14 protein-coding genes and 1 tRNA gene are annotated in these 13,510 nt (G+C 59.6%); 7 read left to right on the top strand and 8 right to left on the bottom strand.

The window, feature by feature from the left end; genetic code table 11:
• Positions 1-16: 16 nt before the first annotated feature.
• The 5 genes from NW819_RS06505 to NW819_RS06485 form a co-directional block, all read right to left on the bottom strand.
• The gene (locus NW819_RS06505) at positions 17-1,099 is read right to left on the bottom strand and encodes a diguanylate cyclase (RefSeq protein WP_414413255.1); all 1,083 of its coding nucleotides are present in this window, start codon (positions 1,097-1,099) and stop codon (positions 17-19) included.
• 82 nt (positions 1,100-1,181) lie between these two features.
• Positions 1,182-2,069 carry a photosystem I biogenesis protein BtpA gene (btpA, locus tag NW819_RS06500; RefSeq protein ID WP_414413254.1) on the bottom strand — a complete coding sequence of 296 codons (888 nt, stop codon included), beginning with the start codon at positions 2,067-2,069 and terminating at the stop codon, positions 1,182-1,184.
• A gap of 31 nt (positions 2,070-2,100) precedes the next feature.
• Positions 2,101-3,246, bottom strand: a complete 1,146-nt coding sequence (locus NW819_RS06495; protein WP_414413253.1) for a quinone-dependent dihydroorotate dehydrogenase — start codon at positions 3,244-3,246, stop codon at positions 2,101-2,103.
• 122 nt (positions 3,247-3,368) lie between these two features.
• Positions 3,369-4,682, bottom strand: a complete 1,314-nt coding sequence (locus tag NW819_RS06490; RefSeq protein ID WP_414413252.1) for an O-antigen ligase family protein — start codon at positions 4,680-4,682, stop codon at positions 3,369-3,371.
• Complete coding sequence (locus NW819_RS06485; protein WP_011433852.1) at positions 4,682-5,065, bottom strand: 2Fe-2S iron-sulfur cluster-binding protein; 384 nt, start codon at positions 5,063-5,065, stop codon at positions 4,682-4,684. The genes NW819_RS06490 and NW819_RS06485 overlap by 1 nt, the downstream gene beginning before the upstream one ends.
• A gap of 197 nt (positions 5,066-5,262) precedes the next feature.
• Here NW819_RS06485 and NW819_RS06480 point away from each other — a divergent pair, with 197 nt between their 5' ends.
• The gene (locus NW819_RS06480) at positions 5,263-5,706 is read left to right on the top strand and encodes a phosphomannose isomerase type II C-terminal cupin domain (RefSeq protein ID WP_011433853.1); all 444 of its coding nucleotides are present in this window, start codon (positions 5,263-5,265) and stop codon (positions 5,704-5,706) included.
• A 51-nt stretch (positions 5,707-5,757) separates the two neighbouring features.
• On the opposite strand, the gene NW819_RS06475 is transcribed toward NW819_RS06480, so the two are convergent.
• Together NW819_RS06475 and NW819_RS06470 are read right to left on the bottom strand one after the other, a co-directional pair.
• On the bottom strand, positions 5,758-8,142 hold the full coding sequence (locus tag NW819_RS06475) for a M48 family metalloprotease (protein WP_414413251.1): 2,385 nt from the start codon (positions 8,140-8,142) through the stop codon (positions 5,758-5,760).
• Positions 8,143-8,344: 202 nt separating this feature from the next.
• Positions 8,345-8,791, bottom strand: coding sequence for a Fur family transcriptional regulator (locus NW819_RS06470; RefSeq protein ID WP_011433855.1), 447 nt, complete (start codon positions 8,789-8,791; stop codon positions 8,345-8,347).
• 356 nt (positions 8,792-9,147) lie between these two features.
• On the opposite strand from NW819_RS06470, the gene NW819_RS06465 reads away from it, so the two are divergent.
• Both NW819_RS06465 and NW819_RS06460 read left to right on the top strand, forming a co-directional pair.
• Positions 9,148-9,528: a hypothetical protein gene (locus NW819_RS06465; protein WP_414331816.1), complete on the top strand. Its 381-nt coding sequence runs from the start codon at positions 9,148-9,150 to the stop codon at positions 9,526-9,528.
• Positions 9,529-9,726: 198 nt separating this feature from the next.
• Positions 9,727-10,932 (top strand): D-alanyl-D-alanine carboxypeptidase, encoded by a 1,206-nt coding sequence (locus NW819_RS06460; protein ID WP_414413250.1) that lies wholly within the window; start codon positions 9,727-9,729, stop codon positions 10,930-10,932.
• A 154-nt stretch (positions 10,933-11,086) separates the two neighbouring features.
• Here NW819_RS06460 and NW819_RS06455 read toward each other — a convergent pair.
• Positions 11,087-11,159, bottom strand: a tRNA-Ile gene (locus NW819_RS06455).
• Between the two features lie 380 nt (positions 11,160-11,539).
• On the opposite strand from NW819_RS06455, the gene NW819_RS06450 reads away from it, so the two are divergent.
• The 4 genes from NW819_RS06450 (at position 11,540) to pyrH (ending at position 13,295) form a co-directional block, all read left to right on the top strand.
• A complete protein-coding gene (locus tag NW819_RS06450; RefSeq protein WP_414413256.1) occupies positions 11,540-11,785 on the top strand; it encodes a TMEM165/GDT1 family protein in 246 nt (81 codons plus the stop codon).
• 49 nt (positions 11,786-11,834) lie between these two features.
• Positions 11,835-12,170, top strand: coding sequence for a TMEM165/GDT1 family protein (locus NW819_RS06445; RefSeq protein ID WP_414344835.1), 336 nt, complete (start codon positions 11,835-11,837; stop codon positions 12,168-12,170).
• A gap of 115 nt (positions 12,171-12,285) precedes the next feature.
• Complete coding sequence (locus tag NW819_RS06440; RefSeq protein WP_011433860.1) at positions 12,286-12,435, top strand: hypothetical protein; 150 nt, start codon at positions 12,286-12,288, stop codon at positions 12,433-12,435.
• A gap of 98 nt (positions 12,436-12,533) precedes the next feature.
• Positions 12,534-13,295, top strand: a complete 762-nt coding sequence (gene pyrH / locus NW819_RS06435) for a UMP kinase (RefSeq protein WP_011433861.1) — start codon at positions 12,534-12,536, stop codon at positions 13,293-13,295.
• Positions 13,296-13,510: the final 215 nt, after the last annotated feature.

Raw genomic sequence — 13,510 nt, 5'->3', positions numbered from 1 at the left:
GTTCAGCGTAAATGTATCAGGGCAGATAAACCTTTGGGGCTGGGGTGAGGATGTGAACTCGGTTGCGCCCTGCCTGCTTGGCCTGGTAGAGCGCGCTATCCGCCTGCTGCAAGGCAGCTTCCGGCTCCAGGCGGTAGTCTTCGCTGAGCACGACCCCACCGATGCTGATGGTAACAGGCAGGCTGCGCTTGGGGGAGATGTCAATGGGCCGTTTGGCGATAGCCTGCCGCAGAGACTCTGCGTAGCGACCACAGCGAGAGGGGCTAAGTCCGGGCGTAAGGCAAACAAATTCTTCCCCACCATAGCGGTAGAGCAAGCTGGAGGGCCGCAGTTGATTTTGCAGCCGCCCGACGATGGCCTGCAGCACACAGTCGCCAATGTAGTGGCCGTGGCTGTCGTTGATTTGCTTAAAGTGATCTACATCCATCATCAGCAGGCAGAGATAGCGGTAGCGAGCCTCCCCGCGGGGCCCCACCTGCTTGAGCAAATGGGGCAGCGCCTGATCCAGAGCTCGCCGGTTCAACGCCCCGGTCAAGGGATCCGTCAAAGACAAAGACTCCAACAGCTCGTTGCGGGCTCGCAACTGCCGGTTGGCCTGGGCCAAAGCTTGGGTGAGCCGCTGGAGACGTAACCCTGCCCGCACCCGCGCCCGCAGCTCCTCGGGATCGACCGGCTTGGTGATGAATTCATCCGCCCCCGCATCCAGCCCCTCTACCCGAGCCTCAACTTCAGAACGGGACGTGAGCAAAATGAAATAGACGAACTGCCCTGCAGCGGATCCCTTGAGACGGCAACAGAACTCTACCCCCGACATCTCAGGCATGACCCAGTCGCAGATCACCATGTCGGGCCACTCGCTCTCTTCCAAGCTTTGCAAGGAATCCCAAGCTGCTCGGCCGCTTTCCCAGCTTTCCACGTAGTACTGGGAGCCTGTGAGAACATTGATAATGTAGCAACGAACCACTGGGTCATCATCGACAACCCAAATGCGGGGGGTGCGAGCCGGAACAGAGCTCCAAAAGGCTTCTTCTGCAGGCCCAAGAGCCGAACCAGAAGGGTGGTATACAGAATCCAAGCCCTCCAGATCAAGGGATGACATAGTCTGATGACGACATAGTCTGATGACATAGTCTAAAGAGGAGCGCTCCATTGCAGCCAGATCCCAATCCTAGCGCCAACGGCTAGTTGGAACCAGAGCCGGGAGCGGCCAGACAAGCATGGTTGGAGGCCCGCTCACGGAGCGCAAGGTGCAGTGCTTCCACAAACTGCCGCACCCGAATCGGGTCGATCATGGGAAAGGGATCCGAATAGCCCGTCGGCATGCCTGCAGAACGGGAAGACCGCTTCAGAGAACTGGCCACAATCACGCCATCTGCCCGCCGGATCAGGCTGCCGATGTTTTCGGCAGTAGCCCCCGAGCCGATGAAGAGCGGTACCTGAGGAGCAACTTTGCGGGCCAGCTCCAGCTCCTCCAGAAGGGGTGGCTTGCCGGTGGCCCAGCCGGAAAGGATGATGGCATCGGCCAGGCCACGTTCCACCGTGTCGGTGATGGCCGCATCCAGGCTGATGGGACCTAGGGGTTGGGCGTGTTTCACCAGCACATCGGCGAAAATCTTGATGTTAGCCCCCAGCTCCCGGCGATAGCGCAGCAGGCGGTAGGCATTCCCCTCGATAATGCCTTGGTCGGTCACCATCGCCCCGCAGAGCACATTCACCCGGATGAACTGCGCCCCCACGCAGGCGGCAATTGCCAGAGCACTGCAGCCATCGTTGCGCAAGACATTGATCCCAACCGGCAGCGAGACCAGGGTTTTCAGCCGCTGGACGATGACGGTCATGGCGCTGACCACCGCTGCGTCCACCCGATCCTTGGCAAAGGGGGCATCGTAAAAGTTCTCGACGAGGATCCCGTCTACTCCCCCTGCAGCCAGGGCGGTAGCCGCCTGTTCTGCCTGAGCGATCACCCATTCCAAGTCCCCCCCCCAGCGGGGCGAGGTAGGCAGCGGCAACAAGTGAACCACCCCGATAACCGGATGGGGGGTTTTGAAAAGGTGTTGCAGCAGGTTCACCGGCAAGCTTCCTCAGGGATCCCTAACGATCTTACGCCTGGATCTGACCCACAGGGGTATTCTCTGGGGGAAGTGTAACATCAGGGCTGGGGGGAGAAGAGCGGGCTAGGCCTCGGAGCAATTGCGGCACCATACCCGGCCCTTCGTAAACCCAGCCGGTGTAGACCTGCAGCAGGCTGGCTCCCGCTTCCAGTTTCTCCAAGGCGTCGGCCAAGGTGAAGATGCCCCCCACTCCGATGATGGGCAATTTTCCTTGGGTGGAGCGGTGGATGTAGCGGATGACTTGGGTGGAACGCTCCCGCAAGGGGGCACCGCTGATCCCGCCGGCTTCTGCAAGGATTGGCCTAGACTCCGCTGGTGCGAAGGGGATCCCGTGGCCAGGTAGGAAACGGGTCTTCAGGTTATCGCGGCGGAGGGTGGTGTTGGTGGCCACAATCCCGGCCAGTTGATGGTCTTGGGCCAGCTCCAGGATGCTGTCGATGTCGGGCCAGTCCAGATCGGGGGCGATCTTCACCAGGAGGGGTTTTCGCTTCTGATTTTCCCGCTGTAAGGCAGATAGGATGGGCTCCAGTTGCTCAGCAGCCTGCAGGGATCGCAGCCCCGGCGTGTTGGGGGAGCTGACGTTGACCACAAAGTAGTCCCCCAGCTCCTGGAGCAGCTGGAAGCTGGCCAGGTAATCGGCAGCCGCTTCTTCCAGAGGGGTGATTTTGGCTTTGCCCAGGTTAATTCCGATGGGGATGGGACGTTGCTGTAGCCGGCGCAACCGTTCCGCCAGAGCCGCCGCCCCTTGGTTGTTAAAGCCCATGCGGTTGAGGGCGGCGCGATCTTGGGGCAGTTGAAACAGGCGAGGTTTGGGGTTGCCCGGTTGGGGCTGAGGAGTGACGGTGCCCACCTCTACAAAACCAAATCCTAGGCTGGGCCAGACGCCCAGAGCCAGGCCATCTTTGTCGAAGCCCGCAGCCAATCCAAGGGGATTGGGAAAGGTAAGGCCCCACAGCGACACCGCTAGCCGGGGATCCCGGTAGCAAAACAGTCGCTCCAGAGCCGATAGGATCCCGGTGGCCTGGGTGGCATCGATCCAATGCAAGGCGCGCAGCAGGCCCATCTTGACCGCTTCCGGGTCAGCTCTCAGCCCAGAAAAAAGCAGAGGCCACAGCACATCTCGGTACAGGTTCACCGCAAAGACCCTCTACAGGTAAACTGCCCCTTGGCTGTAGCTTGCTTCCGCGTCGCAAAAATCGGTGAGCAACTGATGGACTCCGGGCTCACTGCCAGCTAAGGGATATCCCATTGCAGCACTCAACGGTAACCTCTCTGGGCTTGCTCTTTGCCGGAGATGGAGTCCCTTTGCCGCTCAAGGCTGGCTCCCCAAACTGCCCCCAACAGTAAGGTTACCAGCAGGTGAATGCGGCCATCTAACATCACCACGTCCAAAAGCCCTGAGGCAAAAAATGCCGTCAAGGCCAGCAGCATCCCCAACAGGACGCTTTCTTGCGAGCGCCGCCAAGCTTGCCATCCCCGCGCCAAAATCCAGCCCCACAGGATCAGATGGCCCAGCAACAGCGGGATCCCACCCTCAGCCGCCAGGTGCAGGTACAAATTGTGGCAATGGCCCAGCAGCTCCGGCGGCTCCTGAGCATTATAAAGGGCGGCAAAGCTCTGCCAGCCCCAGCCCGTCAAAGGCCGCTCTCGCGCCATCTGCAGGGCGAATTGCCAAGCATCCAGCCGGTTGGCGGTGGAACTAAAGTAGAGCGCTTGAGGATCGAAGGTGTCTGCCAGACGGCTCCAAATCAATCGGGGCACTACGGCCCGCCAGCCCGGCCAATCCCAAGCAGCGGCCAAACCGGCCAATCCCAGACCGGCCAAGATCCCGATCCCCCACCAACAGCGCCGTAGGGCCAGCCCTATCACCAGCGCCAGCCCCCCCGCTCCCCAGCCGTTGCGAGAGGCCGTCAGCAGCAACAAGAGGGATCCCAGCCCCAACACAGCTCCCAGCCCTACCACCCTCGGCCAGTCTTTGTCGGCCTGATCCAGCCACAGCCCTGCTGCCAAGCACAGGTGGATCACCAGGTAGATGGCCAGGATATTGGGGGAAGTAAAAGCTGCCGCCGGTCGCTCTCCCCCGGCAACCCCCGTAATCCAAACCGGCCCCCAGAAGAAGTGCCCCTGCCATCCCCACAGCACTTCTCCCCAACCCAAAAGCAGCATCAGCCCGCTGCCCAACACCAACATCTGGGCCAAACGCCGACGGCCTACAGGATGGAACTCCGTCCCGCTACCGCGAGAGGCCAGCGCATCGGCAAAGGCCGGCAGCATCAATAAAAAAGGCCAGTAGTTGAACATCCCCGGCAGGCTCAGTCGCCAATCCTCCCCCCAAAGGGCCACTCCCACCGCAGCCAGGCTCAGGAGAGCCGCCAGTCCAAATAGAGGATCCCGCAGGATCCGGCCACCGCAGCGGGTATAACCCTGGATCGTCCCCACCAAAGCCAAGAGTAAGCTGGGGGCCAGATTCACCGGGATCAGCGCCGCTGCCGCCAGCAGCCAGCCCCGCGGCTGAGAGGGCAAGGGATCCGGCGACAGTTGTTGAGACGAAACCGGTGCCGAAGAAGACATCACTCATCCTCGATGGGGATCCCTGGCCTGACCTGCCCCTGGCCGAAGTAGCGCCCAAATTGCAGCTCGTACACCTCATCTTCATCTTGGGTTTCTACCCACAGCTCCGAGCGGGCATAGCCCACGCACAGCAGCCCATACCCCTGCTCCTTCAGCTCCCGCGAGATGCCCATTGCCTCCGGCTGATACAGGGATCCCCGCCGTACCCGCACCGCACAGGTGGTACAGGCGCCGTTGCGACAGGCAAAGGGCAGTTGGATCCCTTGGGCCTCGGCGCTGGCCAAAATGTATTGATCCGCCGGCACCTGGATTAGATAGTGAGTGTCCCGTTGGCGGTCATGGATGTGAACCGGGTAAGAAGGGACAGAAGAGGAAGAACGCATGGGGAAGTGGCCTTTTTGCAGAGCAGAAATCTTTTTCATGATTCCACAGGATTTTAACCACTACCCCACCAAACCTGAACCGGCTGGGGATCCCCAGGAGCTGAAGCCGATCTGTTGGTGGTTCTAAAGATAAACAAACAGACTTCGAGTTGGTTGTTGAGATAAGCTACAGGTAGGCCTCCCAAGGAGAGCATCCCATGCTGGAAACCCCCAATGCCAATCTGGCCTCACCGGAAAAACCTTCGCCTTCCCTCTCTGCCGAAACCCTCAACAAGCTGATCGAGAGCAATGCTGAAAGTCGGCCTTGGGGCAGCTTTACAGTGCTGGAAGAGGGCCCTGGCTACAAAATCAAGCGGATCGTGGTGCTGCCCAAGCATCGCCTCAGCCTGCAGTTGCACTACCATCGCAGCGAACACTGGATCGTCGTTGCCGGCACCGCCAAGGTCACCTGCGGAGATGAAGAAAAGCTCATCACGGCCAACCAATCCACCTACGTGCCCCCTTGCACCAAGCATCGCCTGGAGAACCCTGGCGTCATCCCTCTGGTGATTATCGAGGTGCAAAACGGCCAGTACTTGGGCGAAGACGACATTGTCCGCTTCAGCGACGACTACGCCCGGGTTAACGGTGGGCAAAAGTAGCCAATCTCAAATGGCCTAGGCGAGCTCTTCGCTGCTGAGGATCGCGATCCTCTAGAACAGCATCACCAGCAGGGCAACCACTAACAACAGCACAGCCCACATAGCCTGCCAGAAGGGATGGTAGCTGGTGATGAGCTGGCCATGGCGGCTTTGAAAGCGGGCCAGATCCAGGTAAGGGGCCACCCCCCGTCGGAACCACCCCACCGCGGATCCCTCTTGGCCGATTACCCCCCCTGCCTGGCGCGCTCCAAACAGGAAGTTGCCCAGCAGCCCAAAGCGGGAAGCATAGCGCAGGAAGATCATCCCTGTCTCATCCTGGAACTTGAGATCGGAGCCAAAGCGATAGCCCGGATCCCCTCGCCCGATCACCCGCCCCTCCAACTGCATCGGCAACCCGCGCAAGGGGCTGGCGTAGGGATTGCTCATGGCCTTCAACACGGTCAACGCCGGCGGGTTTTCTAAGCTGGGGTACATCACTGTCATCTTCAGCAGCAGGCCCAAGCCCACCCCCATCAGGGTCAGCCCGGCAAACATTTCATAGAAGCCCACCTGCAAGGCCGGGATCCCGAGCAGTGCCCCCGCGATTGCCCCCAGCCACTCGGCGTTCAACAGCAGTATATCCAGCAGAAAGTTCCCGTAGAGCTGTTGCCGGTTGAGCTGCTTGCCCTGGGCAACCACGCTGGCCATATCGAACTCCACCGGCAGATCCAGTTGCTCCGCATAGGTGCTCAGCGCCCGTACCCGTTTGCCCGTGAGGGGATGGGTGGAGTTCAGCTCCATCCACCAGGCCCAAGGGTTAAACAGATCCCACAAAAATACCCTGCCCACCTGGCCGGGATCCGCCGCCACCCGGTAGGCCGTCCCTGCCATCACCGCCGCCTTGGCATCGTAGATCCCCAAAGCCCGCGTTCCTTCCAGCAGGCGAGCACTGCGCTGTCGGGTTTCCTCATCCCGCTCCCGCTCTCCCTCTTGCACAATGCCGTAGGCAATTTTCACCAAAGCCCGCGAGAGCCCATTGGGGTTGCCGGTGGTTTCGGCGGCAAAGTGGTCGGCAAAGTACTCCCGCACCCGCGACAGATACAGCAACAAGTAGGAGCCGGCCACATAGAAAAAGTAGGCGACCAAGGCCAGGAAGCGGAGGCTTCTGTCCACTTTGTCGTCGCCGCGCGCATTGCGCATGTAGACGTAGAGAAGGTAGAGAATCTGCACCAGCGTGGAAGCCAGGGTCATGACGGCGAAATCCCAGTGGATCACATGCCCCAGCTCGTGGGCATAGACCGTAGCCACCTCTTCATCTTCCAAGTAGGTGAACAACCCTTCGCTGACGACGATGCGGGCCGTATCCGGCAGGCTGCCGTAGGTAAAAGCAGTGGGGTTTTGGTCGCGGATCAGCCCCAGCTTCGGCTGCTTCAGCTTGTACTGGCGGCAGACCCGTTCAATGACCTCCGCACTCTCTGGGCTGCGACGCCCGATTTCCGCCAAGCTCACCCACTCGGTGCCATAGAGGCTGTGCTGGATCCAGTCCATCAGCCAGGGAGACAAGAAGAAAATCAAAGCGTTGAAGGCGAGGGTGAGCAGAATGGCGAAGATGAAAGAGCCCAGAGAGAATCCCCCCTCTAAGCTGCCCAAGACGGTCAGGAAAAGCACAAACACCATACCGAACAGCAGGCTCAGGGTCACACCTGAGGCCGCCGTCAGGTTGCCGGCAAAGCTGGCCAAAATCAGCGAGACCCCCACCTGAGGCGCGCGGTAGCTGCGCTTGGTTTGCCCAATTTTGAGACCTGAGGTGGCGGGATCCAATTCCGCTAGGGTGCGGCTGGGGTTGAAGCAATAGCGGCTCAGCCAAACGCTCAATAGACGCAGCTCGTGAGGATTCAGGCTTTTCAGAGGCTCCAGCCACAAGGCCGCTTCCACCGACAGCATCACCGTCGAGACGGTGCTGGGATTGCGAAACAAGGTGGGCAAGAGGGGCAGAACCTCCTGTTTTTGCCCAGAAGTGAGGCTGTGAAAACCCAAAACCGCCTGGCGGAGCAAACCAGGCGGCTGAGGAAGGTCGGCGGTAAGCAACTGGCGATTGCTGACAAAGCAGTGGCGGCTTAGATCCAGACTCTCTGAGAACTCCATCCCGGGATCCCATCTGGTCGTTGTCGGCTCCGGATCCAGCCTCACCTGAGTTTTCCAGTCGGCAGCCTGCTGGCCCATGGGGCGGCTGTAGAGGGCCAACCGTTTGACTTGGGGGTAGCGAGTGGGAATCGCCTTCTGGAACCAGGCCGTCAACTCCTCATAGTTGAGAGCAAGGCCGGCAGGGCGGTTGATCATAATGACAAGGGCATAAGCCTTGGGGCTGTCCCGGAGCGGTTGGGCTTTGGCCTGTAATCTAAGGTGGGGATTGGCCAGCGCCTGCTCCAGCCACTGCACCACTTCCTGTTCGTTCATGGCCCTCTCCCGGATCTAGTGGGGTGAAGAAGATCAACTATTCATCAACCATTCAACTGTTGCCTCGGTTGCCGACTGCCGATTGGCCTCACGGGAGCTATTCTGGCATTTCCTCCCGTTGACGGGATCCCCATCCTCCTACCAGCCCAGTACAGTTCCCCTGCTGGGAAAGCATGAGAACCTGAGCTTTGGGAATTTTTGGCTACAAAATCGAGCGCTGCCCTTCTGGGCTGATACCAATAATGGTGAGCTGGCAATCCAACACTTTGAAACCGTACTTTTCTGCCACCTTCTGGGTGATGTTAAGAATGGCGTTGTTTTTGAACTCGATCACCTTGTTGGTCTTGACGCACACCAGATGGTGGTGGTGGTGGGGGGCCGGCTGGTTGATCTCGTAATGTTTGTGCCCTTCGGTCAGTTCCAGTTCTCGCAAAATGCCCATGCGGGACATCAGCTTGACGGTGCGGTAAATGGTGGAAAGGCTAATGTTGTGGCCTTCTTCCCGCAACTTTTTGTGCAACTCCTCCGCGCTCAGATGCGTGCCCTCAGGCAAGTTTTGAAACGTTTGCAGGATGATCTCCCGCTGCCGAGTGGCTCGCCAGCCTTTGGCATTGAGCTCTGCCTTGAACGCCTCTTCGGTGTAGACCATGATGCCGCCCCTCCGCTGTTGGGCAACGTCGCCGTAACAGTCAATAAGTTCTGTAATTGATAATAACTTCATTTATGACGACACCACCCGACTTGGTTGCTGAAGACATCGTTCAGGCTCAGTTCAGGCCCAATAGAACAGGGACGCAACTGAGGCGCATGGGCTGCCGGGAGAGCCTCGGGAAGGGTGCGGGAAACCCAATCCCTCATCCATCCGGGATGAGCTAGCCTACAGAGCAGAGCCATGTGGCGGACTGTTTCTGGTGTTCGGGCGCGCCTAGGCTAACATACTCAAGAAAAGGCCCGCGGCATCCTGACAGCGTTGGCAAGCGTAGTGATCGGGGAAGGAAAACGAAAATGCGGTTTGAGCAGCCCAAAACCTATTCCATTTCTCTGGGTGGCTGGGGGTTCTGGCTGGGATCCCTGGCGTTGGCAGCTTTGCTGACCAGTATCGGGCTGGGGTGGCTGGTCACTGGATTGGTGGCCCTGTTGCTGCTTTTGCTGTCCTTGCCGGTGTTGGTGCTCCTGGCCTTTCGCTGGTGGGCGCGCCGCTGGATTACCACCGATCGCTGCCCGGTGTGTGGGTCAGAATCGCAAGCCATTGAGGGCAGCCATTTCTTTTGCCCCAATTGTGGAGAGCCGCTGTTTGTTGCAGACGGACGTTTTTATCGGCAAACACCCCCCGGCACCATCGATGTAGAGCCCGTGGAAGAGGGTGGCTGGGAATTGACGAGCTGATGCCCCCTCGGTTGCCGGGATGTTTAGAGGGTGTTTTCCGTGAAAAGTGCTATGCCTGCGGCACCCCATGGTGCTACACAACACTGTTGCTCCGCAACGCTGACGCCACGGCACGAACGACATCTGTGGGGCTGGCCCGGTAGGCGGCTGGTTTCGAGCTGGGTTGGGCTGCTCTCGGCGGCCACTCTGTTGCTGAGTTTGTCTCCCACTTCTCAGGCGACGGAGCAGGGATCCCTGCAACCTCAGGTGGAAACCTATCTGGCTCAGTTGGCCGGTCGGGGGTTTTCGCCCGCGGCTCAGGGGGTTTGGCTGCAGATGGAGGCCCGTTCCCGACAGCAAGACAGAATCCTTGTTTTGGGACAGCATCAGGGATCCACACCCTTGCCGGCTGCTTCTTTGACCAAGGTGGCAACGACCCTGGCCGCTTTGCAGCACTTTGGCCCGCAGCACCGCTTTGTTACCACCTGGCTGGCCACTGGCCCCTTAACTGCTGAGGGAGTTCTACAGGGGGATCTCCGGGTTCTGGGGGGGGAGGATCCCTTGTTCGTCTGGGAGGAAGCCTTCTCCGTCGGCAACCTGCTCAATGCCTATGGGATCCGCCAGGTGCGCGGGGATCTGGTGGTGGTGGGCCGCTTTTACATGAACTTTTCCCGGGATGTGGCGCAATCGGGATCCCTGTTGCGGCAGGGGCTGGATGCGCGGCGTTGGCCGCCAGAGGCGGAGGCCCAATTTCAAACCTTACCCCCCGGCACACCCAGACCGCAGGTGGAGATTTTGGGCTCGGTGCGGGTTGCCCAGCAGATCCCGCCCGGCGCTCAGGTTTTGCTCAGACATGAATCGCCCCCCCTCATTCACCTGGTCAAGCTGATGAACCTCTACAGCAACAACTCCATGGCCGAGATGTTGGCCGATGCGGTGGGGGGAGCAGACCAAGTGGCCCAAATCGCCCGGGCCATCGCCGGGATCCCGGCAGAAGAGCTGCAATTGATCAACGGCTCCGGGTTGGGGGTGGAAAACCGCATTTCGCCGCGGGCCAATGTAGCTATGCTTCAAGCCATCCAATCTCTTCTGGAGGAGCAGGGGCTCTCTCTGGCGGATGCTTTTGCCGTCGTCGGCCAGGATGTGGGAGTGTTGGAGCGGCGTCTGTTGCCAGGGATCCTAATTGCCAAGTCGGGCACCCTGAGGAGCGTCAGCACCTTGGCGGGTGTATTGCCAACCGCGCAGGGGGACATCTGGTTTGCCCTGATGAATGGCGGATCCGATCTGGTCGGCTTTCGCACCCAGCAGGGACAATTCCTCAGCCAGCTCCAGTCCCAATGGGGATCCCCTGCCACCTTGCCTGAGCGTTGGATCCCTCGCTCTGGGGATACGGGATCCCGCACGGAGCTGAACCCCCGTCTTTGAAACTGTGCCCAACCGGTTCTCTCTCAGCCCAGAGTGACCTCGGTCGCGTTAGCGGAACGCAGTCCTATGTCCGCCCTCCCAGTTTGGGAATTGAGATCGACTTGGCCCGCTGTCAACAGCCCTCAACCCAGAAACCTCGTCCAGCAATTCCCGATGGGGCGTACAGGGATCGAACCTGTGTAAGGCAAATTATGAGTTTGCTGCCTAAACCGCTCGGCCAACGCCCCTGATTCTTTTACTCTAGCGCTCTTGCCTTCTCCAGAAGCGGCTGAAAACAGGATAAGCTGCATGTCGGTGGTTAGGATCTGACGCCATGGCTGCGCCGCGTTCTTGGCAGGGGCAAATGGCCCTGGGCTTGGGGTTGATTGTTTTGTCCTCAGCTCTCTGTTTTGGCTTCTTGGCCGTTGGGCAGCACTATCTTTACGGGGATGGATCCGCTGTGGATTTCAAGCCTGCCGGGGAGAGTTTGGCTTTGTCTCCCGCCCCCAGTACTGGGCCTCCGACGGCACTGCCCCTCACTACCCCCCCCTCTTCCGACAGCAATCTTCCTGAGGGATCCCCACTGCAACTCTGGTTTGTTACTTTTTTAACCGTGTTTGTGGCGGAAATGGGCGACAAAACCCAGTTGGCAACCTTGCTCATGAGTGCCCAATCCCAATCTCCTTGGGCGATCTTTTTCGGTTCCGCCGGTGCCTTGGTGACCGCCAGTTTTTTCAGCGTGGTGCTGGGAGAAGGTCTGGGCCAAGTCATTCCCCCGGGCTGGCTACAATGGTTGGCGGGTGCAGGGTTCCTGGTGATCGGGGGCTATGTATTGTGGCAGGAGTGGCGAGGGGATAATCTCCCAGAAGGCTAGCCCCCCTGAGAAACCGGTGCCAACCCAGCAAGATAGGGCGGAGAAGAACGTGTTGATCCAAGACAACGACAGCCAAACTCCATCTTTTTTGCTGCGGCAAATGGCCGGACGGGCTGCGCTGGTGAGCTTTGGCTCGATTCTGCTGGCCGAAATGGGCGATAAAACCCAATTGGCGACCCTGCTCCTCAGTGCCCGCTCGCAAAACGCTGGGGTAATCTTTTTGGGCGCTGCTGCTGCTTTGATCAGCACCAGCCTAATTGGGGTGTGGGCAGGAGCTTGGGTGGCCCGCCTGATCCCACCTCGCTGGATCAAAACCCTGGCAGGCGTGGGGTTTGTTGTGATGGGCCTAGTCTTGTTGTGGGGATCCCTGCCCATAGCCGGCTGAGCAGAGGGCTTCAGGATGGCCTCGGCAAAGCGTGATAGGATTAAGAGCGCCTCACTTTGACACTTCAAACTGAGGACCTTCACTTGAGTCCGGACAACCGGTCAGGAAAACCAGCATGGCCAAAAAACGCAATCTGAAGCGGGAAAAAGCCGAGCGCAACCGCGAATATGCCAAACAGTTCCAAAAAAGTCGTGCTCGCAATGGCCGCCGCTTCCGTTCTGCCCCCCGCGACAACGAGGCCAGCGCTGGCGAAGAACAGCAGTAAGGTTGTTTTTGTCGAGATGCTCTGTCGGTCAATCCTGTGAGCGGAGCTAGTTCAACAAACCTGCTATCGTATGCAGGGGTGGGCCGGAGCGGATAAGCATGAAATATCGACGGATTCTACTGAAGTTGAGTGGTGAAGCCCTGATGGGGGAGCGCCCCTACGGGATCGACCCCGAGGTCTTGAAGTCCATTGCCGGCGAAGTGGCCTCGGTGGTACGGGCCGGTGTGCAGGTGGCGATTGTGGTGGGAGGGGGTAACATCTGGCGCGGGCGCAAAGAGGCGGCTGCCCAAGGGATGGATCAGGCTTCTGCCGACTACGTAGGGATGCTGGCCACCGTCATCAACGCCTTAACCCTGCAGGATGCCATTGAGCGAGCCGGGATCCCCACCCGGGTGCAGACGGCCATCGCCATGCAGGAGGTGGCGGAGCCCTATATTCGTCGCCGCGCCATTCGTCACCTGGAAAAGGGGCGGGTGGTGATTTTTGGGGCAGGATCTGGCAACCCCTTCTTCACCACCGATACCACTGCGGCCTTGCGGGCGGCGGAGATCGATGCCGAGGTGATTTTCAAAGCCACCAAGGTGGACGGAGTTTACGATGCGGATCCCAAGACTCACCCTCAGGCCCGCCGCTACGATGTCCTCAGCTATCAGGATGTGCTGAACCGCGATCTGCGGGTTATGGACAGCACCGCCATCGCCCTCTGCAAGGAAAATCAATTGCCCATCGTGGTCTTTGACCTGACTACCCCTGGCAATATTTATCGAGTGGTGCAGGGAGAACCCATCGGCACTTGGATCGGACAGCGGACGGTCGAGAACAACGGGATCCCCAGCCCAGGAGAGTTGATCCCAAGTTAGGGGGGAAATCGGCCTTGAGAGTCCGGCGACGCCCTAGCCAGGATTGAGTCCGAAGGATAGCCTGGCTCAAGGGTGTGCTCAGGCCGTTTGGAGGGAAAGGCAATGACAGATCAGGTTCAGCATTCGGCCCAAAAGGATCCCGTCTCGCCCAGAAGCTCTGCTGCCCAAAGCGCTGTGCCTGCGGCACCCCATGTCGCTAAGCAACGCTTACGCGA

Source organism: Synechococcus sp. R8-2, assembly GCF_047461715.1.
Lineage (GTDB): Bacteria > Cyanobacteriota > Cyanobacteriia > Thermostichales > Thermostichaceae > Thermostichus.
The sequence above is the reverse complement of the archived record's forward strand: the minus strand, read 5'-3'. Positions and strand labels throughout refer to the sequence as shown.